General features: G+C 32.8%; 21 protein-coding genes. 13 read left to right on the forward strand and 8 right to left on the reverse strand.

The window, feature by feature from the left end:
* Positions 1-21: 21 nt before the first annotated feature.
* From BP92_RS0104740 to BP92_RS0104750, 3 genes are read right to left on the reverse strand one after another with little or no spacing between them, the layout of a single operon-like run.
* The gene (locus BP92_RS0104740; RefSeq protein ID WP_026724995.1) at positions 22-1,839 is read right to left on the reverse strand and encodes a chloride channel protein; all 1,818 of its coding nucleotides are present in this window, start codon (positions 1,837-1,839) and stop codon (positions 22-24) included.
* A gap of 53 nt (positions 1,840-1,892) precedes the next feature.
* Positions 1,893-2,558: a DNA alkylation repair protein gene (locus tag BP92_RS0104745; RefSeq protein ID WP_026724996.1), complete on the reverse strand. Its 666-nt coding sequence runs from the start codon at positions 2,556-2,558 to the stop codon at positions 1,893-1,895.
* On the reverse strand, positions 2,545-3,141 hold the full coding sequence (locus BP92_RS0104750) for an acyl carrier protein phosphodiesterase (protein WP_026724997.1): 597 nt from the start codon (positions 3,139-3,141) through the stop codon (positions 2,545-2,547). Before BP92_RS0104750 ends, BP92_RS0104745 begins: the two co-directional genes overlap by 14 nt.
* Positions 3,142-3,241: 100 nt before the next feature.
* Here BP92_RS0104750 and glmM point away from each other — a divergent pair, with 100 nt between their 5' ends.
* Complete coding sequence (gene glmM / locus BP92_RS0104755) at positions 3,242-4,630, forward strand: phosphoglucosamine mutase (protein WP_026724998.1); 1,389 nt, start codon at positions 3,242-3,244, stop codon at positions 4,628-4,630.
* Positions 4,631-4,669: 39 nt separating this feature from the next.
* Here the strand turns inward: glmM and BP92_RS0104760 are convergent, their stop codons facing one another.
* On the reverse strand, positions 4,670-5,095 hold the full coding sequence (locus tag BP92_RS0104760) for a hypothetical protein (RefSeq protein ID WP_026724999.1): 426 nt from the start codon (positions 5,093-5,095) through the stop codon (positions 4,670-4,672).
* A gap of 110 nt (positions 5,096-5,205) precedes the next feature.
* On the reverse strand, positions 5,206-7,179 hold the full coding sequence (locus tag BP92_RS0104765) for an endonuclease (protein ID WP_026725000.1): 1,974 nt from the start codon (positions 7,177-7,179) through the stop codon (positions 5,206-5,208).
* 245 nt (positions 7,180-7,424) lie between these two features.
* Here BP92_RS0104765 and BP92_RS0104770 point away from each other — a divergent pair, with 245 nt between their 5' ends.
* The 9 genes from BP92_RS0104770 to trpA all read left to right on the forward strand — a co-directional run bounded on the left by BP92_RS0104770 (position 7,425) and on the right by trpA (position 19,447).
* Positions 7,425-10,175 (forward strand): gluzincin family metallopeptidase, encoded by a 2,751-nt coding sequence (locus BP92_RS0104770; protein WP_026725001.1) that lies wholly within the window; start codon positions 7,425-7,427, stop codon positions 10,173-10,175.
* Positions 10,176-10,358: 183 nt separating this feature from the next.
* Complete coding sequence (locus BP92_RS0104775; protein ID WP_026725002.1) at positions 10,359-12,761, forward strand: alpha-ketoacid dehydrogenase subunit alpha/beta; 2,403 nt, start codon at positions 10,359-10,361, stop codon at positions 12,759-12,761.
* A gap of 205 nt (positions 12,762-12,966) precedes the next feature.
* Entirely contained in the window at positions 12,967-14,367 is a 1,401-nt protein-coding gene (locus tag BP92_RS0104780) for an anthranilate synthase component I family protein (protein ID WP_026725003.1), read from the forward strand.
* A gap of 10 nt (positions 14,368-14,377) precedes the next feature.
* On the forward strand, positions 14,378-14,944 hold the full coding sequence (locus BP92_RS0104785) for an anthranilate synthase component II (protein WP_026725004.1): 567 nt from the start codon (positions 14,378-14,380) through the stop codon (positions 14,942-14,944).
* Positions 14,945-15,038: 94 nt separating this feature from the next.
* A complete protein-coding gene (gene trpD, locus BP92_RS0104790; protein ID WP_026725005.1) occupies positions 15,039-16,031 on the forward strand; it encodes an anthranilate phosphoribosyltransferase in 993 nt (330 codons plus the stop codon).
* Positions 16,032-16,033: 2 nt separating this feature from the next.
* Positions 16,034-16,819 carry an indole-3-glycerol phosphate synthase TrpC gene (trpC, locus tag BP92_RS0104795; protein ID WP_026725006.1) on the forward strand — a complete coding sequence of 262 codons (786 nt, stop codon included), beginning with the start codon at positions 16,034-16,036 and terminating at the stop codon, positions 16,817-16,819.
* Complete coding sequence (locus BP92_RS0104800; RefSeq protein WP_026725007.1) at positions 16,816-17,451, forward strand: phosphoribosylanthranilate isomerase; 636 nt, start codon at positions 16,816-16,818, stop codon at positions 17,449-17,451. The genes trpC and BP92_RS0104800 overlap by 4 nt, the downstream gene beginning before the upstream one ends.
* Complete coding sequence (trpB, locus tag BP92_RS0104805) at positions 17,441-18,634, forward strand: tryptophan synthase subunit beta (protein ID WP_026725008.1); 1,194 nt, start codon at positions 17,441-17,443, stop codon at positions 18,632-18,634. Before BP92_RS0104800 ends, trpB begins: the two co-directional genes overlap by 11 nt.
* Positions 18,635-18,670: 36 nt before the next feature.
* Positions 18,671-19,447, forward strand: coding sequence for a tryptophan synthase subunit alpha (gene trpA / locus BP92_RS0104810; RefSeq protein ID WP_026725009.1), 777 nt, complete (start codon positions 18,671-18,673; stop codon positions 19,445-19,447).
* A 12-nt stretch (positions 19,448-19,459) separates the two neighbouring features.
* Here trpA and yaaA read toward each other — a convergent pair whose 3' ends face one another.
* On the reverse strand, positions 19,460-20,218 hold the full coding sequence (yaaA, locus tag BP92_RS0104815; RefSeq protein WP_026725010.1) for a peroxide stress protein YaaA: 759 nt from the start codon (positions 20,216-20,218) through the stop codon (positions 19,460-19,462).
* Between the two features lie 143 nt (positions 20,219-20,361).
* Here yaaA and BP92_RS15800 point away from each other — a divergent pair, with 143 nt between their 5' ends.
* A complete protein-coding gene (locus BP92_RS15800) occupies positions 20,362-21,492 on the forward strand; it encodes a ligand-binding sensor domain-containing protein (RefSeq protein WP_051604394.1) in 1,131 nt (376 codons plus the stop codon).
* A 38-nt stretch (positions 21,493-21,530) separates the two neighbouring features.
* On the opposite strand, the gene BP92_RS0104825 is transcribed toward BP92_RS15800, so the two are convergent.
* A complete protein-coding gene (locus BP92_RS0104825) occupies positions 21,531-22,568 on the reverse strand; it encodes an RluA family pseudouridine synthase (protein ID WP_026725011.1) in 1,038 nt (345 codons plus the stop codon).
* Positions 22,555-23,214, reverse strand: coding sequence for a PASTA domain-containing protein (locus BP92_RS0104830; protein ID WP_026725012.1), 660 nt, complete (start codon positions 23,212-23,214; stop codon positions 22,555-22,557). Before BP92_RS0104830 ends, BP92_RS0104825 begins: the two co-directional genes overlap by 14 nt.
* A 179-nt stretch (positions 23,215-23,393) precedes the next feature.
* Here BP92_RS0104830 and BP92_RS0104835 point away from each other — a divergent pair, with 179 nt between their 5' ends.
* Positions 23,394-24,368: a D-alanine--D-alanine ligase gene (locus BP92_RS0104835; protein ID WP_026725013.1), complete on the forward strand. Its 975-nt coding sequence runs from the start codon at positions 23,394-23,396 to the stop codon at positions 24,366-24,368.
* A 3-nt stretch (positions 24,369-24,371) separates the two neighbouring features.
* Complete coding sequence (locus BP92_RS0104840; protein ID WP_026725014.1) at positions 24,372-24,977, forward strand: hypothetical protein; 606 nt, start codon at positions 24,372-24,374, stop codon at positions 24,975-24,977.
* Positions 24,978-24,979 lie beyond the last annotated feature (2 nt).

Genomic DNA, 24,979 nt, shown 5'->3' on the forward strand with positions numbered 1-24,979 from the left:
ACTTTATTTTATATTAGTTAACTACTCAATAATCATTGATTTTAAACGCATTCTGTATTTTTCAAGAATAAGTTGTTTGTATATAAATCCAAGGAAGATGCCATCTTTTAAAACCGGTAACACTTTACAACCCGACGAATCAAACTTTTCCATGATGGTTTCTAAAGTTTCATCATAGAAAATAATTTCATTTGGTGGTTGCATTATTTCGTCAGTTGAAGTGTATTTTACTTTGAATTGCGAGAAAACTATTGGTCGAATTTCATCTAGTAATATCAAACCTAACAACTTATTTTTTTCATCCAAAACAGGAAAAACATCGATATCCGATTGCTGGATTTTCTCAACTAATTCTTCCAAATTATCACTAACCGAAATAGGTTTGAAATCAGTTTGAATTAATTTAGCTACATCAATAGAATTCAAAATATTAGCATCACGATTATCTGTAAAAACTTCGCCTTTATCGGCTAAATTTTTAATATCAAACGAATACGGTTCAAAACGTTTAGAAATTGCAAAACTTACCGAAGAAACTATCATCAATGGAACCATCAAATTATAACCTCCAGTAATTTCAGCAATAAGGAAAATTGCGGTTAGTGGTGCGTGAAATAATCCGCTCAATATTCCAGCCATTCCAACAAGAGTAAAGTTTCCAATTGGCAACTTAGCGAAACCGATTATATTGAAAAAATAAGCCACACAAAATCCTAAATACGAACCTACGAAAAGTGAAGGAGCAAAATTTCCACCATTTCCACCAGCACCTAATGTCAAACTTGTAGCATAAACTTTTATCAACATCGTTGCACCAACAAACAACAACAAAATCCATTTTGAATCTTCAAAGCGTTCAAAAACGGTATTTTGGACTAATCGTTCAGGATTACTGTCGGCTAATAGCTTGATGCTTTCATAACCTTCACCAAATAAAGAAGGAAATAAGAAAATCAGAACGCCCAAAATTCCAGCTCCAAACAACGCTTTATTGATGATATTAAATTTTAATCCGCTGAAATAATGTTCTATTTTTCTGAAAGTTCTCGCATAATTTATCGAAACTAATCCACTTAAAACGCCTAATAAAATATAATAGGGTAAATTGTGATAATCGAAAAACTGGACTTTTTTAAACGAAAACAAGATGTCTTCATTTAACATTACCGTTGAAACCAAAGCACCAGTAGCCGCGCTAATCATAATCGGAATAAAGGCTGTAATACTAATTTCAGCTAGTACCACTTCAATGGCAAACAATACTCCTGCGATTGGAGCGTTGAAAGCGGCTCCAATTCCGGCAGCGACACCACAAGCTAATAAAAGCGTTCTATCTTTGTAACTTAAACGATAATTTTGTGCATAATTACTCCCAAAAGCAGCTCCCGTAACGGTAATTGGCGACTCTAAACCCGCACTTCCCCCCATACCTACCGTAAAGGAACTCGTGATGATTTGGGCAAACATTTGCTTTCTAGGCATGATTCCGCGCTTTTTAGCGACAGCATACATAATTTGAGAAGTTCCTTTTTCAATAGAACCATCCAAAACCTTTTTAACAATGAGTACTGTAATAATAATACCAATGATTGGCAGCGTACTATTACTGTAAGGAAGATGGAATACATCATCTAATCTTTGAGCCGATTTATAAACCCAATGCGCAAACGTTTTTAGAATAATTACGGCTAAAGCTGAAGAAATTCCGACTAAAACGCACGAAAAATATATAAACTGCCGTGGTGTTAGTAACGATTTTAAAAGAAAAACAAATCGCTCTAAACGTCGGAAGGTTTTGTGTGTAAACGTTTTTAAGGAAAAAGATTTCTTTCTTGGCATTGTCTTGAAGTATTTTACGAAGGTAAATCTTTAATCTGAAAAATGAAACAAAATTAGAGTAAACGTAAGGCTTCTCTTCTACTTAAAGGTTTCAAATTGGTTGAATTCACATAAGCTTCGACTCCTTTTGGATTAAATCTACTATAATCACGTAAAGCCCAACCAATTGCTTTTTGAATGAAGAATTCGTTGGAATCTTTATGCTTTTCGCATTCCGATTTTAAAATTTCAAAATTGGTTTTTTCTTTATAACTCAATTGAAATAAAATAGCGCTTCGGTTTAACCACATGTTTTCAGAATTTGAAAAACGTTCAACTACATTTAAAGTCTCAGAAGGAAATTGCAACAAGTAACCTCCTAAAATATATTTCGCAATCGTATCAACTGAATCCCACCAAAAATTAGTAATAATTAATTTTTCAATCAATTGAATATCTTCTAAAACATATTTCTTCTTGAACTCTTTTAGTAATAAATCTATTGCTGTTTGATGAAACTCGCGTTCTTTCATTTGGAACAATTCCCAAGCAATTGCTCTAAAGTTAGATTTGACTTCCGATTTATTTTGTTCGTAGTTTGATTTGAAAATTGCACGTCTTTTCTCGGTTTTAATTCCAAAATAGGTAAAATTATTCTTCATGTAATTTTCCATTGGAATTGCTAATTCGCTATTGGATGCTTTTCGAAAATCAGCTTCTAGATCACTACAAAATTTCATTGAGTTCCTTTAATTTTTGTTGGCACGAAAGTACTAATTCTTCAAAAAACTGAAAAAATTCCGATTCAAATTCAGTATAAAAATCTTGAATTTCAACAATCGCCTCTTGCATGTGTGCGCGATGCTTGGTTTTATAATCCATCTGAAAAAGAATCATTTCCAACCCTGCGATTGTTGCATAACTGACAAGCCAATTTCTTCCAATCATATAGGGCAACATTCCTTTTGTTCTTTCGGTTAGGATTTCGTAATTGTCTTGCATCAATTTGTAAAAATCAGCAGCGTAATCTTCTAATTTTTCATTGGAATATTTACTCCAATTTTTCGCTAAGAAATGATCGTAAGCAATATCCATAATCACACCCGAATAATGTCCGTATTTTTCGTGCAAACGATGTTTACTTTTGCGATAAATGGGATGCGCATCGGTAAAACTATCAATATGACGGTGTAATAAAATACCCTTTTGAAGGGAATTTGGATAATCCAAATACTGAGAACCTCGAATACTATCTGCCATGAAATTGCCAATTTTGACAAAATCATCATCACCCGACAAATAGATATGAGCTAAAAAATTCATTTTGTAAGTTATTTTCGTAAATATATAAAAAAATATTTTGCGACTTTGCGACTTTGCGAGCTACATCTTAATATATTTGTATTTCAAATTTCAATTCATCATGACATTAATAAAATCAATATCAGGAATTCGTGGAACCATTGGCGGAAAAGTGGGTGATAACCTAACTCCAGTTGACGCTGTAAAATTTGCTTCTGCTTACGGAACCTTTCTAAAACAAAACATTGCAAAAGATAAACTAAAAGTAGTAATTGGTCGAGATGCGAGAATTTCGGGACCCATGATTCATAATTTAGTGGTGAATACATTAGTTGGATTAGGAATTGATGTTATCGATCTAGGCTTATCCACTACTCCAACGGTTGAAATTGCAGTTCCTGTGGAAAAAGCAGATGGTGGAATTATCCTGACGGCTTCTCACAATCCAAAACAATGGAACGCTTTAAAATTATTAAATTCAAAAGGCGAATTTTTAAGCGGTGCCGATGGAGCAAAAATTCTAGAAATTGCGGAAGCCGAAGCCTTTGATTTTGCCGATGTGGACTCGCTAGGAGAAGTTACTGAAAACAATGCTTACATGGATATTCACATTGATGAAGTATTAGAATTGCCTTTGGTTAATGCTGATTTGGTAAAGACTAAAAAATTCAAAGTAGTTGTTGATGGAGTAAATTCATCGGGTGGAATTATTATCCCAAATCTATTAGAACAAATGGGCGTTGAAGTAGTAAAATTATATTGCAATCCAAACGGTCATTTTCCTCACAATCCAGAGCCTTTAAAAGAACACTTAGGTGATATTTGTAAATTAGTTGTAGAAGAAAAAGCGGATTTCGGAATTGTAGTTGACCCAGATGTGGATCGATTAGCTTTCATTTCTAATGATGGTGAAATGTTTGGTGAAGAATATACTTTAGTAGCTGTTGCCGATTATGTTTTATCGAAAACTCTTGGAAATACGGTTTCTAATATGTCATCTTCTCGTGCTTTACGCGATATTACTGAAAAACACGGCGGAACATATCAAGCAAGTGCTGTAGGAGAAGTAAATGTGGTAGAATTAATGAAGAAAACCAACGCTATCATTGGTGGCGAAGGAAATGGCGGAATTATTTATCCATCATCGCACTATGGTAGAGATAGTATTGTTGGAGCAGCTTTATTTTTAACGTATTTGGCTAACCAAGATAAAACGGTTGCTGAAATTAGAGCAAGTTTTCCTCAATATTATATGAGTAAAAACAAAATTGAGTTAACACCTCAAATCGATGTTGATACTGTTTTAGCTGCGTTAACCGAAAAATATAAATCAGAGAATATCTCAACTATTGACGGAGTAAAAATTGATTTCCCAACCGAATGGGTGCATTTAAGAAAATCAAACACCGAACCAATTATTAGAATTTACACGGAAGCTCCAACACAATCAGAAGCTGATGTTTTAGCAGAAAGATTTGTTAAAGAACTCAAAGAAATAGCAGGAATATAAATAATAAAAAAGGTTAGATTTTAAATCTGACCTTTTTTATTATTTACCGTGGCCTTTTCCATGGCCTTTCCCTGGGTGACCATTACCTTTATTGTGTTTATGGTCGTGATGGTGTTTTTTTACTTTATATTTTGTTTTATGCGAGTAATTATAGCGTTGTGGGCTATCGCCATAAAAATCTAATTCTATTTGAGTACTTTTTCCTAAATTAATACCCACAAAAATTGAAGGAACTTTTACACTTACCGACCATTTTCCGTTGTTGAAATAAATATAATTTCCTCTTTGAATGTCATAATACATATTTTGGTCAGGAAAATAAATATGTCTTGTTTTTGCTCTATATCCATGAGCAGGAGCCCAAGGCGGTGGTCCTTGCGAAAAAACGTCTGTTGGCACTACCAACATAAATACTAAAATTAATACCCCAAAAAGCGTTGCTATTCTGTTTTTACTAGTTTCCATAGTGATTAAATTTAATAGTTATTTGTATTAATAAACCAATAATACTGCCAAAAATTATGTTTTTAGAAATTTTTAACTTTTTTTAACATTTTTTAAAAACAGAAAAAAGTCTATTTAACAATAATTTTTTTTGTGGTACTTTGAACGCCATTTGTAACTTTAACCAAGTACATTCCGGCATTTAAATCTAACTTGACACGTATTTCGTTTTCAAAATTTTCTGTCTTAAGTAACTGTCCTGTAATGGTATAAATTTCCACTTTTGAAGTTCCTTCTAAACCAGAAACAATTAAGTATTCAGAAGCTGGATTTGGATAAACAACTACTCTATTATCAATTGGAGTTTGAGTCGATAAAGTAGAAAACCATGGCTGACCAAAATTAGCTCCAAAAATATAATCAGCTAAACTAGGATAATCTATAAATGGATTACGATTCATTTGCCAAGTATATATGTAATTATTACGATTCATTTCAAAATCGTCTCTTGGGTCGGTTGTATTCCAAGTTAGTAAAGTAGCTAAATCACCTAATATTTGGTTTCCTGAAATATCTGATGGATTACCATTAACTAAACTTAATGCGTTATATCTAACAGCCATATAAAACAATGATCTTGCTACATCTCCTTTCCATTTTCCTTGTGTTCCCAATGGTCCATTATAATCTCCTAAACCAAAATCTTTATTACTTTTAATAATATTTTCTTGTCCATCTTCAGCGTGTAAGTGATGTGCATCTGAATGAGCAGATAAAATATCATTTGCATTTGTTGGCAACCAAATATTGATTCCATCTGCAGTAGAGGATGTTCCTCCAGAAAAACCTCCTCTTGCTTGCGCAAAAACATGTTCTCTTACCCATTTTCCTACACCACTACTTCCAACTTGCTGATCTAATTTTGGTTTTGGTGACTCAACATAATACATCCAAACTTGATTACTATTTTCAGGATTTATATCAGCACTTTTGAGTATTTCCCAAATATCACCATAACTATGTGCTCGAACAACCGCTGGATTTGCAATTATATCTTGTAGCGCTTGCTTTAATGCATTACCAGATAGACCTTCTAAAGAATCGTAATACCCAGCAGGAATAGTTGGTGTTACTAGACCATAAGTAGGGTTTAAAGGAGTTCCATAAGATTGAACTATAAAATCGTTATCGTAAACTCTTACTATGATATTATTATTATTTGAAACATAGCCTAAAGCTAAAGGCTGAACACTAATCAACATTTCTTCATCTCCCTCATCAAAATTATCGTCTGTTAGAGTGATACTTGTTTGTGTTGAACTTTGACCTATTGGAATTGTAACTGATAAAGTTCCTAAATAATCACTACTATTAAAATTTCCATTGTTAAGAGCGAAATTTATATCTAGATTAGCATTTGTAACAGGTTGGCTTGTCGTAAAAATAATATTAAAAATATCACCTTCATTATAACTTACTTGAGAAGTTGAAACCGTTACATAATTTAAAACTATTCCACTTCCATCATTGTTAACACCAGGAGTCGGGGGCTTTACTTCATAAGTTCCATCATTTTTTCTTTGAATTGATTTTGAAACCGAAGTTGATGTTTCAATATCAGCAGAACTTACTGATAAATTTAAAATCGACATTAAATTTGTTGCCACTAGAGTATTACTATTTGAATAAGCAACCGCATCAATTAAATTTGTTAGAGTTGCCAAAGTTCCTGTAGTAGTTGTATATGGAAAATCAGAACCGTTTCCAAGATATAGTGCTACTACATCTGGTCCGTTTTGAATTTTACTATTCGGAATATTACCTGCTGGAGAAGGCTCTACCATAACATTTCCAAAATGAATAATTCCATTTATGTCAGTTATAAAACCATCTAAATCATAGGTGTAATAGCTAGAAGAATTTGATTCATTAAAAAAAACGAGTACATAACCATCCAAAGGAAAATTTGGTGTAGATGATTTTAATTCAATAAATTCCTTAACATCACTTCCAGGATTATCTGCATCTACCTCGTTAATAACAACTTGAGAGTAGTTAAACATTCCTAACATAAGGAATAATAGGGTAAGTAATTTTTGGAGCATAAAAACTAATTTTATCAAAAATACGAATATAAAAATGAAAGTACCTTCATTTTTTAACAATACTTATTAATTTTATGCATTTTTTAAGGCTATTGTACGAGTATTTTTATATTTTGCAGTCGTTAAGCAACTTTTTGCTTTGTTTGCCATCTAACAATAAAACTGATAAATCAATTTTGAAATTTATTATTAAAATAATTGTTTTCTTATTTCCAATTCTTGTTATCTCTCAACATTCTACTAGAATGATTGTTAGAGTTAATTCAGAAGAAAAAACGCTATTGATTAAACAAATTTTAACTTACAATAACACTAGTAATGATACCTTAAATCATATCATTCTTAACGATTGGAACAATGCTTTTTCATCAAAATCTTCTGCATTAGCAAAAAAATATTCCGATGAATTTGTGAGAGCCTTTCATTTAGCAACAGAAAAAGAAAGAGGTTTCACAGAAATTAAAAATATAGTAGACAACGATTTTCAAATAATAAATTGGAACCGACCTAAGGGCAAAGTAGATTTAATAAAACTAGAACTCAATCAGCCTATTTTACCTTGTTCGAAACAAACCTTCACATTGGTTTATATCGTTAAAATTCCAGATTCAAAATTTACCAAATACGGTTACAATAATGACGGACGAATCGTATTAAAAAACTGGTATTTAAATCCCGCTCGATTTGAGCATAAAAAATTCATACAATATAGTAATGAAAATCTAGATGATATTCCAAATGCTTTTTCTGATTTTGAAATTGAATTTGAACTTCCAAAAGACTATGCTTTATCAAGTAACCTACAAGAAATCAATTCTATTGAACTTATTGATACTAAAAAGGTTCTTCTAAATTCTAAAAACAAAAATGAAGTTGTCATTACAATAGAACCTAAAAACACCTATCAAACTTACCGAAATGAAATTATTGAAGTAAGTTGTGGAATTGAAGATGCTAGAGTAAAAGAAATTGACAAAGCGATAATCTTTGATAAAGTAAGCCGTTTTACAGCTTCAAAATTAGGATTACCTCTAACTTCTAAAATTATAATTACTCAGGAAGACTACGCGCGTCAGCCGTTTTATGGTTTAAATCAATTGCCTAGCTTTTTGAGTCCGTTTTCTAATGAATTGATGTTTGAGTTGAAATTTTTAAAAACCTATTTAAACAACTACTTAAAAGAGAATCTTAATCTAAATCAAAGACGTGATTATTGGATTGCAGATGGAATTCAAATGTTCTTAATGATGCAATATGCTGATGAGTATTTTCCTGAATTAAAAATGACTGGAAATGTTGCCCACCTAAAAATTTTAAAACCGTATCATTTTATCAATCTAGATTTCAACCAACAATATAACTATTTGTATATGTTAATGGCTCGTAAAAATTTAGATCAACCTCTTAACGAACCCAAAAATCGCCTAATAAAATTCAACGAACAAATTGCAAGCAAATACAGAGCTGGCTTAAGTTTAAAATATTTAGATAGCTATTTAGGAAACGATATTGTTCATAAAAGCATTCAAGAATACATTCAAGAAAATCAGTTTTTTGGAACAAATTCTCGTCAGTTTGAAACCGTTCTTATAAAAAATAGTCCAAAAGACATTAATTGGTTTTTTAGAACTGTTATTGAAACTCGTGATTTAATCGATTATAAATTTGGAAAAGTTACCAAAACAGAAGATTCTATAACGGTAAATATCATTAATAAAACCAATACCAACGTGCCCATTTCTCTATATCAATTAAAAAATAATGAAGTGGTTAATAAAATGTGGTTGACCGAAATTAAAACCGATTCAACTATTGTAATACCAAGATTGGGTGCCGATAAAATAACACTAAATTACAACAACGAAGTTCCAGAATACAATTTAAGAAACAATTGGAAATCTTTAAAAGGTTTCTTCTTTAACAATCGTCCTTTAAAATTCATATTTTTTAAAGATTTAGAAGAACCTTATTACAATCAAATCTTTTATGTTCCAGAGGCCGAATTCAATATTTATGATGGTATTGCTTTAGGAATGCGAATTAATAATAAATCCATGCTGAACAAACCGTTCTCTTTCAGCATGACACCAATGTATTCAAGTAATACAGGATCAATCGTAGGGAAATTTTCTGCTTTTGTAGATGATAATATTCGCGAAAAAGGCAAGTTATATAACATCCGATACATGGTAGCTGGTAGTCGTTTCCATTACACAAAAGATGCTTTTTATACCAATTTTACACCAGTTGTTCAATTTAGATTTAGGGATGAAAATTTTAGAGTAAACAAAAATGAATTCATTCAACTAAGACAGGTCTATGTCAATAGGGACAAATCGCCATTTGTAACGGATGCTAATACACAAAACTATAATATTTTCAATGCTAAATACGGAAATTATCAATCAGAAGGAACGAAGCATTTTTCACTATTAAACGATTTACAAATTGCTAATTCATTTGGAAAAATTTCCACAGAAATCCATTACCGAAAATTATTTGAAAACAATAGACAAATTAGTCTTCGTTTTTTCGCAGGAGCTTTTATGTACAGAAGTGTAAATACTGACTTTTTTAGTTTTGGACTAGACCGACCAAACGATTACATGTTCGATTACAATCTATTAGGAAGAAGTGAAACCACTGGGATTTACAGCCAACAATACGTTTATGCAGAAGGTGGTTTCAAATCTAAATTAGATACAAGATTTGCGAACCAATGGATGACAACAATAAATGGAACCTTCAATATTTGGAACTGGATTCAAATATATGGCGATGCCGGAATGTTTAAAAATCAATACACTAGTCCAAAATTTGTATACGATTCTGGATTACACCTTAATCTTGTTCCTGATTATTTTGAACTTTTTTTACCTGTTTATTCTTCAAATGGTTTTGAACTTAATTCAAATAATTATGGCGAAAAAATCCGTTTTGTAGTAACCTTAAGTCCAAAAATATTAGTTTCTCTATTTACAAGAAAATGGTTTTAATAGCTTTTTGACTATTTTTTTGATAATTTAATAATTAAAAATCGTTTTTTAATAGATTCATTGCGTTTTTCAAATCAAAACTATTGATAATTTAATAATAATTAAAAAAATATTACTCCTTGTATTGTTTTATAAGTCGTTTTAATTAAATTTGTTGAATTATCAATTTCGTACAAACGGCTTATGAAAACAGCAACAACATCGGAAGTAGTTTCTTTTGAAGATTTCAAAAAAGAAGTCATTAACGATTATAAAATCGCCCGAATTAGTAGAGAATGTAGTCTTCTTGGAAGAAAAGAAGTACTTACAGGTAAAGCCAAATTCGGAATTTTTGGCGATGGTAAAGAAGTACCTCAATTAGCTTTAGCAAAAGCGTTTCAAAACGGAGATTTCCGTTCAGGATACTACCGAGACCAAACGTTTATGATGGCAATTGGTGCTATGAATATCGAGCAATTCTTCGCTGGATTGTACGGCCATACCGATATTAATTTTGATCCAATGAGTGCCGGTCGTCAAATGGGCGGACATTTTGCAACACATTCATTAGACGAAAACGGAAATTGGAAAAACTTAACCCAACAAAAAAATTCGAGTTCTGACATCTCTCCTACTGCTGGGCAAATGCCGCGTTTGTTAGGATTAGCTCAGGCTTCAAAAATATACAGAAATGTTTCAGGAATCAACCAAACCAACTTCTCTGAAAACGGAAACGAAGTGGCTTGGGGAACTATCGGAAATGCTTCTACTTCTGAAGGTTTATTCTTCGAAACCATCAATGCTGCTGGTGTTTTACAAGTACCAATGGTAATGAGCGTTTGGGACGACGAATACGGAATTTCAGTTCACGCACGTCATCAAACAACTAAAGAAAACATCTCAGAAATTTTAAAAGGTTTCCAACGTGATGAAGAAAATAACGGTTACGAAATCTTACGTGTTAAAGGTTGGGATTACCCAGCTTTAGTAGAAACCTATCAAAAAGCATCGCAAATTGCGCGTGAAGAACACGTTCCTGTTTTAGTGCACGTAAGCGAATTAACGCAACCGCAAGGTCACTCAACTTCTGGAAGTCACGAACGTTACAAAAATGCAGAACGTTTGGCTTGGGAAACAGAATTCGACTGTGTAGCTAAAATGAAAACTTGGTTAATTGAAAACAATATCGCTACTTCTGAAGAATTAGATGAGATTGATAGCCAAGCTAAAAAAGACGTTTTAGAAGGTAAAAAAACAGCTTGGATAAACTTTACAGCTCCAATTAAAGCTGAGCAACAAGAGTTGGTTGGTTTGTTAAATACCATCGCTTCACAAAGTGAAAACAAAGTATTCATCGAGAAAATTGCTAACGATGTTGCTTCAATAAAAGAACCTATTCGTAAAGATATTTTAGTAGCAGCTCGTAAAGTGTTGCGCATGATTATCAAAGAAAATTCGCGTGCGACTTTAGCTACTTGGATTGAAAACTATACGGAAAAAATCCAACCAAAATTCAGTTCACACCTATTTTCGCAATCGGATAAAACGGTTTTAAAAACGAAAGAAGTTGCTCCAACTTACGATGCAACTGCGGAAGATGTGGATGCACGTTTGGTTTTAAGAGATAACTTTGATGCTATCTTCTCAAAATATCCAGAAACCTTAATTTTTGGTGAAGATTCAGGAAACATTGGTGACGTAAACCAAGGTTTAGAAGGCATGCAAGAAAAATACGGAGAATTACGTGTTGCCGATGTGGGAATTCGTGAAGCTACGATTTTAGGTCAAGGAATTGGAATGGCAATGAGAGGATTACGTCCAATTGCTGAAATTCAATATTTAGATTATTTGTTGTACGCTATCCAAATCATGAGTGATGATTTAGCAACATTACAATACAGAACAGCGGGGCGTCAAAAAGCACCGTTAATCATCAGAACTCGTGGTCACCGTTTAGAAGGCGTTTGGCATTCAGGTTCTCCAATGGGAATGATTATCAATGCGATTAGAGGAATTCACGTTTTAGTTCCAAGAAATATGACCAAAGCAGCTGGTTTTTATAACACATTGTTAGAAACTGATGAGCCTGCATTAGTTGTAGAATGTTTGAACGGTTACCGTTTGAAAGAAAAAATGCCAATCAACTTAGGTGAATTCAAAACACCTATCGGAGTAGTTGAAACAATTAAAACTGGAACTGATATTACTTTAGTTTCTTACGGATCAACATTACGTTTAGTAGAACAAGCAGCAAATGAGTTAGAATCGGTTGGAATTAGCGCTGAAATTATTGATATTCAATCTCTATTACCTTTCGATATCAATCACGATATTGTAAAATCGGTTGCGAAAACGAATCGATTATTAGTAATTGACGAAGACGTTCCTGGTGGAGCAAGTGCTTATATTTTACAAGAAATTGTAGAAAATCAAAATGCGTATAAACATTTAGATAGCGCACCACAAACATTAGCTTCAAAAGCGCATAGACCGGCTTATGGAACGGATGGAGATTACTTCTCAAAACCTTCAGCTGAAGACATTTTTGAGAAAGTATATGCCATGATGAATGAGGCTAATCCAACAAAATATCCAAGTTTATATTAAAAAATTTGTTTATTCAAAAAATATTTAGAAACATTTGCAACATACAATTAAGAAAATGATTTCAATTTTAAACAATACTTGGTGGTGGTCTAACTTACGTCAAACGTCGTGAGCGAAACCTGCTATAGTATAATTTAAAACCAATACATAGAAAAGGCTTGTCAATCACGACAAGCCTTTTTTTATTGCCAAAAATTCAAATCACATGAAAAAATATAAATTACATACCAACTACAAACAAATTCTTGCCGACACCATTACGCCGGTGAGTGTTTATTTAAAAATTCGCGATAAATTCCCGAATAGCATTTTATTGGAAAGTTCGGATTATCATGCAAATGAAAACAGTTTTTCGTACATCTGTTTCAATCCGATTGCTTCTATCAAAGTGGAAAATCAAAAAATTGAAACGAATTTTCCAGATGGCTTTTCAGAGATAATTCCAATTGATTCCAATGTAAACGTAGCGAAAGAAATCGAAAATTTTTCAAACCAATTCCAAACCGAAAAGTCAGATTTTAAATTCATTACACAAGGATTATTTGGTTATTTAGCTTACGATGCAATTAAGTATTTTGAGAAAGTTTCGATTGCTAAAAAATCAACAGAAAACGAAATTCCCGAAATCTTTTATGCTGTTTACCAGAATATCATCGCGATCAATCATTTCAAAAATGAAGCATATTTATTCTGTCATAGCTTTGACGGAAGCAACAATATCGCTGAAATCGAACAATTATTGCAAGCGAGAAATTTTGCTTCATTTTCCTTCCAAAAATCAGGAAGCGGAACGTCAAACTTAACTGATGACGAATTCAAAAACTATGTTGCTTTAGCCAAAAAACATTGTTTACGTGGCGATGTCTTCCAATTGGTCTTATCTAGAAGATTTTCACAAGGTTTTAAAGGTGACGAATTCAATGTTTATAGAGCTTTACGAAGCGTAAATCCTTCTCCCTATTTGTTTTATTTCGACTATGGAAATTTCAAAATATTTGGTTCATCGCCCGAAGCACAATTGGTAATCAAAAACAATTTTGCTGAAATTCATCCCATCGCAGGCACATTCAAACGCACCGGAAACGACGAACAAGATGCCGAATTAGCTAAAAAATTAGGTGAAGATACCAAAGAAAACAGCGAACATGTAATGTTAGTCGATTTAGCAAGAAATGATTTAAGCCGAAGTTGCTACGATGTGAAAGTAGAAAAATACAAAGAAGTGCAGTTTTTCTCTCACGTGATTCATTTGGTTTCAAAAGTATCCGGAAAATTAAAAGAAAATCATACTTTTATGGAATTAGTTGCGAAGACATTCCCAGCAGGGACATTAACCGGAGCACCAAAAGTAAAAGCCATGCAATTGATTGAAAACATAGAAAAAACCAGCCGAAGTTTCTACGGTGGAGCCATCGGAGTGTTAGATTTTGAAGGTAATTTCAATCATGCCATTATGATTCGTTCCTTTTTGAGTAAAAATCACACCTTACATTTTCAAGCTGGAGCCGGAATAGTTGAAAGTTCCTCCGAAGAAAACGAAATGCAAGAAGTGTATAATAAATTAGGTGCTTTACAAAAAGCTTTAGATTTAGCAGAAAACATTTAGACAGAAAAACATCATGAAAATAGCAGTTATAGACAATTACGATAGTTTTACCTACAATTTAGTCCACTATTTAGAGGATTTGAATGCGAATGTAACCGTTTTTAGAAACGATGAATTTGAGTTGAATGAATTGGAAAAATTCGATAAAATTCTTCTTTCTCCAGGGCCAGGAATTCCAGACGAAGCGGGTTTGTTGAAAGAAGTTATCAAAAAATATGCTGCTACTAAAAGTATTTTTGGAGTTTGCCTAGGCTTGCAAGCTATCGGAGAAGTTTTTGGTGGAACTTTAACCAACCTAGAAAAAGTGTATCACGGTGTGGCAACCAAAGTCACAAAAACGGAAGATGATTTTATTTTCAACGATTTACCAAACGAATTCGAAGTGGGTCGCTACCATTCTTGGGTCGTTTCCAATGAAAATCTTCCTACCGATTTAATCGTAACTTCTACTGATGAAAACGATCAAATCATGTCGATGAAACACGCACATTTTGATATTCGAGGCGTTCAATATCATCCTGAAAGTGTTTTAACTCCTTTCGGAAAAAAAATCCTAGAAAATTGGCTTAGCCATTAATTAACAACAACATACACGCTTAATTTATTGCTTCACTAACACAAAATAAGTGAAGTACAGCCCAACTTATGTCCAATTTTAAAATTCGAAACACATGAAAAATATATTAAATCGTTTAATTCAACATGAAATCCTAACCAAAGAAGAAGCTAAAGATGTTTTGGTCAATATTTCTTCAGGAAGTTATAATCCAAGTCAAATAGCTGCTTTTATGACAGTTTACATGATGCGATCCATTACTATTGAAGAATTAGCAGGTTTCCGAGAAGCTTTGTTAGAATTGTGCATTCCTGTTGATTTTTCCGCTTACAATACGATCGATTTGTGTGGAACTGGTGGTGATGGAAAAGACACCTTTAATATTTCAACTTTAGCTTCTTTCATACTAGCTGGAGCTGGAATTAAAGTCGCAAAACATGGAAATTATGGGGTTTCTTCGATTTCAGGATCTAGCAATGTGATGGAAAAAATGGGCGTAAAATTCACTAATGACTCCGATTTCTTAACCAAATCCATTGAAGAAACGAATATCGCTATTTTACACGCACCACTCTTCCACCCTGCCATGAAAAATGTGGGTCCGATTCGAAAAGAGTTAGGCGTGAAAACGTTTTTTAATATGTTGGGACCGATGGTAAATCCGTCGTTTCCAAAAAATCAAATGGTGGGGGTTTTTAGTTTGGAATTGGCTCGAATGTATGCGTATTTATACCAAAACACATCTACCAACTACTCCATTTTACATGGATTAAGTGGTTTTGACGAAGTTTCATTAACCGATGAAGTAAAAATCATTTCCAACGCATCCGAACAAATTTTAAAACCATCCGATTTCAAATTACCTGAATGTAAACTTGAAACCATCAAAGGAGGAATAACCGTAGACGAATCTGCAAAAATATTCTTCGATGTGATTTCTGGAAGAGGAACCACGGCTCAAAACAATGTGGTTTGTGCTAATGCTGCAATCGCAATTCAAACCGTTGAAAAATCGAATTATGAAGAAGCTTTAGCTAAAGCGCAAGAAAGTTTAGAAAGTGGAAAAGCATTGGAAAAATTGAAAAAATTAATCGCAATAAGTAATTAATCATGAACATTTTAGATAAAATCATCACCGACAAAAAACGAGAAGTCGAATTAAAGAAAAACATTATTCCAGTTTCACAATTAGAAACTTCAGTTTTGTTCAACTCACGAACCTATTCATTAAGTAAACTTTTGAAAAATAGTGTTTCTGGAATTATTGCAGAGCATAAACGTCGTTCACCATCAAAAGCTATTATAAACAACAATCATTCTGTAGAAGATGTAGTTTTAGGGTACCAAAATGCTGGAGTTTGTGGAATTTCTGTTTTAACCGATGCTAAATATTTTGGTGGGAGTTTGGAAGATTTGTTATTAGCAAAAGCTTCGGTTAATATTCCGTTATTAAGAAAAGAATTCATTGTTGACGAATACCAAATCTTGGAAGCCAAAGCGCACGGAGCCGATGTAATATTACTAATTGCAGCGGTTTTAACTCGAGAAGAAATCAAACAACTTTCTGAATTTTCTCAAAGTTTAGGATTGGAAGTATTATTGGAAGTTCACAATTTGGAGGAATTGGAAAAATCGATTATGTCAAGTTTAGATATGATCGGCGTGAACAATCGCAATTTAAAAACCTTCGAAGTGAGTTTGAATTACAGCAAAGAATTAGCTACAAAAATTCCAGATGAATTTGTAAAAGTTTCAGAAAGTGGCATTAGTTCTATTGATGCAGTTAAAGAATTACAACAATATGGTTATCAAGGCTTTTTAATGGGAGAACATTTCATGAAAACCGAAAATCCGGGTTTGGAAGCTAAACGATTCATTCAAAAATTAATGTCATGAAAAACATAAAACTAAAAATTTGTGGTATGAAAGATTCGGAAAACATCACGGAAATTTCGACTTTACAACCTGATTATCTTGGTTTAATCTTTTGGGAAAATTCAAAACGAAATATGACTTTAGACGCTATTCCTGAACTTTCTGAAACCACAAAAAAAGTTGGAGTTTTTGTAGATGCTTCCATACAAGAAATTGCTGCAAAAATTAATCAATATCAATTAGACGTCATTCAATTACATGGAAATGAGTCGGTTATTTTTTGTAAAAACGTAAAAAAACTCGGTGTTGAAGTCATCAAAGTTTTTTCTATGGATTCGACATTCAATTTTTCAAAATTAAAAGAATATGTATTTACTGTCGATTATTTTCTCTTTGATACCAAAGGAAAATTACCAGGAGGAAACGGAATTACTTTCGATTGGAATGTTTTGGAAAACTATCACTACACTATTCCTTACTTTTTAAGTGGTGGAATTGGAAATACAGAAATTGACGGATTAAAAGAATTTCTAAAATCATCCGCTGCAAATAAGTGCTATGGAATTGATGTTAACAGTCGTTTTGAAAAAAAACCTGGAATCAAAAATAAAATCAAATTACAAAAATTTAAAAAATTGCTATATGAAAACTAAGTATAATGTTGATGAAAACGGATTTTACGGCCAATTTGGAGGCGCATTTATTCCCGAAATGTTATACCCCAATGTTGAGGAATTAAAAGAAAACTACTTAAAAATCATGGCCGAACCTTCTTTTAAAGAGGAGTTTAACGACTTATTACAACAATTTGTGGGTCGTCCAACGCCTTTGTATTTTGCCAAACGTTTATCCAAAAAATACAACACCAAAATCTACTTGAAGCGAGAAGATTTATGTCACACTGGAGCACACAAAATCAACAACACCATCGGTCAAATTTTAGTCGCCAAACGTTTAGGCAAAAGCCGAATTATTGCCGAAACTGGCGCTGGTCAACACGGTGTAGCAACAGCAACGGTTTGCTCTTTAATGGGATTAGAATGCATTGTATACATGGGTGAAGTCGATGTCAAAAGACAAGCACCAAACGTAGCTCGCATGAAAATGTTGGGCGCAGAAGTTCGTCCAGCAACATCGGGTTCGAAAACTTTGAAAGATGCTACTAATGAAGCGATTCGCGATTGGATTAATAATCCGATTGATACGTTTTACATCATTGGCTCTGTAGTGGGACCTCATCCTTATCCCGATATGGTGGCACGATTTCAAAGTGTGATTTCTAAAGAAATTAAATCCCAACTATTAGCTCAAGAAGGGAAAGAAAATCCTGATTACGTTATCGCTTGTGTTGGTGGCGGAAGCAATGCTGCTGGAGCTTTTTACGAATTTTTAGACGAAGAATCGGTGAAATTAATTGCTGTGGAAGCGGCTGGGCATGGAGTTGAATCGGGAGAAAGTGCTGCGACTTCTGTTTTAGGGAAAATCGGAATCATTCACGGAAGTAAAACTTTATTAATGCAAACTGAGGATGGTCAAATAACAGAACCTTACTCTATTTCCGCTGGATTGGATTACCCAGGAGTTGGTCCGCTTCATGCTCATTTACACGATACCAAAAGAGCGGAATTCATCGCAATAACAGATTCCGAAGCCATGCAATCTGGATTAGATTTATCAAAAACAGAAGGGATTATTCCAGCAATTGAAACGGCTCATGCTTTTTCAGTTTTGGATAAAAAACAATTCCAACCTAATGATATTGTTGTTATCAACTTATCTGGAAGAGGCGATAAAGATTTGAATACGTATATCGATTATTTTAAGTTTAGCGAATAGTAATAAGTGAAAAGTGATTAGCCTAAAACAAATAATATGAACAGAATCAACCAAAAATTACAAGAAGATAGAAAACTGCTTTCCATTTATTTCACAGCAGGATTTCCGCAAATAAACGACACTGTTTCCATTATTCAGGAATTGGAAAAAAATGGTGTCGACATGATTGAAATTGGGTTACCTTTTTCTGATCCATTAGCCGATGGACCAACCATTCAAGAAAGTTCTACAATTGCTATCGAAAACGGCATGACGACTTCACTCCTATTCGAACAATTGAAAGACATTAGAAAAACCGTTCAAATTCCTTTAATCATCATGGGTTATTTTAATCCGATGATGCAATTTGGAATAGAGAAATTTTGTCAAAAATGTGCTGAAGTTGGGATTGATGGCTTAATTATTCCCGATTTACCACTATTCGTTTACGAAACAGAATACAAAGCGATTTTTGAACAGTACAATTTAAAAAACATCTTTTTGATTTCGCCACAAAATTCGGAAGAAAGGATTCAACAAATCGATGCGATTTCCGATAGTTTTATTTATATGGTGAGTTCGGCTGCCGTTACTGGAAGTCAATCAGGATTTGGTTCGGCGCAAATGGATTATTTCAAACGAATTTCAAATTTAAACTTGAAAAATCCTCAAATTGTTGGTTTTGGAATTAAAGATGAAGAAACGTTTGAACAAGCGACGAAATATCAAAAAGGTGCTATAATTGGAAGTGCATTTATCAACTTTTTGAAGGAAAATCCGATTTCAGACATTTCAAAATTTATAGATAGCATAATTAAAAAATCCCGAGCCTAACTCGGGATTTGTTTATCTTGTAAAAACTAAAGTATTTCCTTTACTCAAATTCGCATCAAAAGCATAACCTTCATAGTTAAAACCTTTTAAATCTTCAATGGTTTCTGCATTGGTATCGATAATATAACGTACCATCAAACCTCTTGCTTTTTTGGCGAAGAAACTTATCATTTTTAGTTTTCCGTCTTTATAATCTTTGAATTCTGGCGTAATTACTGGAACTTTTAATGCTTTGGTGTCAACTGCACTAAAATATTCATTACTTGCTAAATTTAGAAACAATTCATCTTTTGTAAGTTCTTTGTTTAAAGTATCTGTGATAGTCTTTTTCCAAAATTCGTAAAGATTTTTCTTGGTTCCGATAGCAATAGAAGTTCCCATTTCTAAGCGATAGGGTTGCATTAAATCTAAAGGTTTTAGAAGTCCGTACAAACCTGAAAGAATGCGTAATTTTTCTTGTAAAACAGCTACTTTTTCTGTTGGTAACGAATATACGTCTAATCCTGTATAAACATCACCATCAAAAGCATAAATAGCAGGACGAGCATTTTCAGGTGTAAAAGGAACACTCCATTCTTGATTACGTTGCCAATTTAATTCGGCCAACTTCTCAGAAATATCCATAAGCTCCATTAATTGCTTCGGTTTTTTCTTTTTTAACGTTTTTTGAATGGTTTCCGATTTCGATAAAAAAGCAGGTTCCGTGTAATTAGAAAATGGTAACGGACTTTCGTAATTCAAAGATTTAGCTGGTGATATAACAATTTTCATAGTTTATTCTTTCTGTTTTTCAAAAGTACGAAAATAAGTAAATGTTAGTTTATCGCTTTTATAAGATTTTATTATAGTATTATAACTAAGAATGTATTCAAACTTATTTGTATATTTGACTATACTCATACAAATTCAGTAAAATGAAAAATTCAAAATCAGTTTTAGCACAAATAAGTGAATTTTCTATTTTACTTCTTTTTCTAATTTTTACTTCTTGCAACGGACAAAATAAAAACGAAAAAGATTCTAAAAACGAAACCGTTCAAAACGTAATTACTAATGATAAATTCAATATTAGTTCATTTAAAAACAATATTGTTAGCGAAATAGATAAAAGTATTCGCAGCATTTATCAAGATAAAACCGGTGCTTATTGGTTTGGAACGAATGATGCTGGAGTATTTCGTTATGATGGAAAAACTATTATTCAATTTACTACGAATGACGGACTTTCAAACAATCAAATACTAACTATTCAAGAAGATAATTTGGGAAATATTTGGTTTGGAACCGGTTTATTTGGCGTTAGTCGTTTTGATGGAAAAACTTTCACCTCTTTTACTTCTAAAGAAAATTTAAAACTAAACCAACTTTCCATCAACGATTGGAAAAAAGAACCAAATGATTTATGGTTTTATACTGGTGGTGGAGCCTATCGATACGACGAAAATTCAATTTCCTATTTACCTCTAAGTTATGAAAGCAAACATTTACAAAGCTCTCCTTTTAACTTGAGTCGCTATGCTGTTTATTGCATTTTAAAAGATTCTAAAGGTAATCTTTGGTTTGGAACACAAGCACAAGGCGTTTGTCGCTACGATGGAAAATCATTTACTTGGTTTACTGATAAAGGATTACAAGGTCCTGCTGTTCTGGCATTATTTGAAGATAGTAAAGGAAATATATGGTTTGGGAATAATGGAGCTGGATTGTTCAAATATGATGGAACTTCGTTAGTTAACTTTTCAGAAGAAAAAAACCTAAGCAATTCCGAATTTAGAGTAGCCGGAAAATCTAATCCAAATACATTGGCGCGTGTATATTCGATAAACGAAGATAATAATGGAAATCTTTGGATTGGAACCGTCGATGCAGGTGTTTGGAAATACGATGGAAATAATTTAATCAACTTTACCACTAAAGAGGGTTTAACAAGTAATGCTATTAACACTATTTACAAAGATGTAAACGGTGAACTTTGGTTTGGAACCGATGCAGATGGAATTTGTAAATTCAATGGAAAAACCTTTACAAAATTTGAAGTTAAATAGTATTTATAATAAAAAAAGCCTCTAATTGAGGCTTTTTATTATTCTTCTGAAAATGTTTGTGCTTTTGAATAAACCCTCCATTTATCAATACATTCTTGTAAATCTTGTGGAATTGGAGAATCAAAACGTAAAAATTCTTTTGTGATGGGATGTTCAAATCCTAATGTTTTGGCATGAAGTGCTTGTCTAGGCAACACTTTGAAACAATTCTCAACAAACTGTTTATATTTCGTAAAAGTCGTTCCTTTTAAAATGGAATCACCTCCATAGCGTTCATCATTAAAAAGTGTGTGACCAATGTGTTTCATGTGCACACGAATTTGATGTGTTCTTCCTGTTTCTAATTGACATGAAACTAAAGTTACATATCCAAATCGTTCTAAAACTTTATAGTGTGTTACTGCGTGTTTTCCTTTTTCATCACTTTCATGAACCGCCATTCGCATTCGATTTGTATCATGACGACCGATATTACCTTCCACAGTTCCTTCGTCTTCTTCAATATTTCCCCAAACTAAGGCAATGTATTCTCTTTCCGAAGTTTTTTCAGCAAATTGTTTCGTCAAATAAGCCATTGCGTGTTCGGTTTTTGCAACTACTAATAAGCCTGTGGTATCTTTATCGATTCTGTGAACCAAACCTGGTCTTTCCGAACTATTCATTGGTAAATTCTTAAAATGATATGCCAAAGCATTCACCAAAGTTCCCGAATAATTTCCATGACCTGGATGCACTACCATTCCAGCTGGTTTATTAATCACCAACAATTGATCATCTTCATATACAATATCCAAAGGAATATTTTCAGGTGTTAGCAATTGTTCGTAAGTTGGATGTGCTAAAACTAAACGCACCACATCACCTGCTTTTACTTTGTAATTGGATTTTACCGCTACATCGTTCACTAAAATGGAACCATTTTCTGCTGCTTGTTGTATTTTATTTCGGGTGGTATTTTCAATCATGTTCATCAAAAATTTATCCACACGCAAAGCCGATTGTCCTTTACTTGCTTCAAAACGATGATGTTCGTATAACTCGTCTTCGAGTTCAGTTCCTACATTATAATCCGCCATTCTCTTCTTTAAATTCTACTGGTTCTGTTACTCCTTCTTCCACAGGTGGTAAAGTATCTGCTGGTTCTTCTGAACTAAATGTTTCTTCATTAAACACTTCTTTTCCATCACCTAATACAAAATCCAATGTTGAACTTTTCTTTACCTTATCTCCTGCTCTTAAACGTCTTCCATTTTGGTAGATTTGTAATACCACATCTTTCGCAATATGCGGTTTGTAAGTAATTTTTCCTTCTTTTAAAGTTAACGATTTTATAGTAGCCGAAATTTGTCGGAACGTTTTATCTTTAAATTCAGGAATCGTGATATCAGTAAATTCACCTGCATTTAATTTCACATAGACTTTACGACCGTCTTTTACCAAACTTCCTGCTTTTGGATCTTGCTCTAAAATCGTAAAAGGAGGAAAATCAGCATTAAATTCAACTGTATCTAACAAAAAAACCTCTAAATCTAATTCGTTTAGTTTTTCTTCAGCTACTTCTAGTTTCATTTTAGATAAATCAGGCACTTTGATTTCCTGACCATGATTGGTTCTAAAATCTAAAAACTGAATCACTAAAAAAGTAAAACCCACAACTATTGCAGCGGCTAAAAAAACTTGAGTAAAAAATGTTCTACTAGTTAAATATTTAAATAAACTCATACAAAATGATATTTTGACAAAGATATAAAATTCAAAAAGAATTTACGAAGCAATTCATTTTGATTTCTTCACCCATTTAAAACGAATGAATTGCAAAAATATTTCTTTGGTAATCGAATAAAAGAACGTAAAATCTCAATAAATAATGTAATTTTGTGTATCACTTTTAGAATTTCAAAATGAAAAACGTTGCCATTATCATGGGAGGTTACTCTAGCGAGTACAAAATTTCGTTAACTAGCGGAAATGTTGTGTTTAACAATATTAATCGTGCTAAATTCAATCCATATCGCATTCATATTTTCAAGGAAAAATGGGTGTATGTTGACGAAAATGATGCCGAATTCCCAGTGGATAAAAACGATTTTTCAGTAACCGTAAATGGAACGAAAATCAATTTTGATGTGGTTTTTAATGCAATTCACGGAACGCCAGGTGAAGATGGTTTGATGCAAGCTTATTTTGAATTATTGAATATTCCTCAAACTTCTTGTGATTATTATCAAGCAGCTTTAACGTTCAACAAACGCGATATGTTATCGGTTTTAAAACCTTACGGAATCAAAACGGCGGAATCTTATTATTTGAATTTAGGTGATGAAATTAACGTTGATTCAATTTTAGCAAAAGTTGGATTACCTTGCTTCGTAAAACCAAATAAATCAGGATCCAGTTTCGGAATTTCGAAAGTAAAAACTAAAGAAGAATTTCTTCCAGCTATTGAAAACGCTTACAAAGAAGACGACGAAATCATCATTGAAAGTTTCCTTGACGGAACTGAAGTTTCTGTTGGAGTTATCAATTATAAGGGAAATGTTACGGTTTTACCTATTACCGAAATCGTATCGGAAAACGACTTTTTTGATTACGAAGCGAAATATTTAGGCAAATCGAAAGAAATTACACCTGCAAGAATTTCGGATGAATTGAAAGTAAAAATTGAGACGGTTGCCAAAAGAGCTTACGAAGTATTAAAAATGAAAGGTTTTTCGAGAAGTGAATTCATTATAGTTAATGATGAACCTCATATGTTAGAAATGAACACGATTCCAGGTTTAACTACTGAAAGTATTCTACCGCAACAAGCTCGCGAAGCAGGAATTTCATTACCAGAATTATTTGAAAATGCTATTGAATTGGCTTTAAAGAAGTAATATATGGTTGAAATTCAAGTTCATCATGAACTTCTTCAAACTGGAAAAATTAAAAATGTAATTTGTCCAAATTGTAAGAATAGAGAAAATTTAGAATATAGAGTTTACGGTGGGATAAGTCGAATTTTAATTGTTCCAACAGCTCCTTTAAGAAGACTAACAAAAGTGTTTTGTAATTCATGTCAAAAAGAATTTAAATTAAAAGAACTTAGTGACGATATAAAACAAGCCGTTAAATATGAGAGAAGTAAAAACCCAATAAAAACACCTATTTGGCAATTTACAGGGATAATTATTTTACTCTCCATATTATTTTTTGGAATCTATACTGGTATAGAAATGACAAAACTTGAGAAAGAATATATAAAATTACCTTTGAAAAACGATATTTATAAAACAAATATTAAAGGCAAATATTCAACTTTAAAAGTTTATAAGGTTACAAAAGATAGTGTATATATATTATTGAATAAATTTTCTTTAGATAGTTACAAAGGTCTTGAAGAAATTAATATTGAAGAAAATTATTCAGAAATAAAAGTTTTATCAAAAAGAGAGTTACAGAAATTATACGATGAAAATCTGATTTACGAGGTTAATAGAGAGTAATT

It is taken from the genome of Flavobacterium sasangense DSM 21067 (genome assembly GCF_000686885.1).
GTDB lineage: Bacteria > Bacteroidota > Bacteroidia > Flavobacteriales > Flavobacteriaceae > Flavobacterium > Flavobacterium sasangense.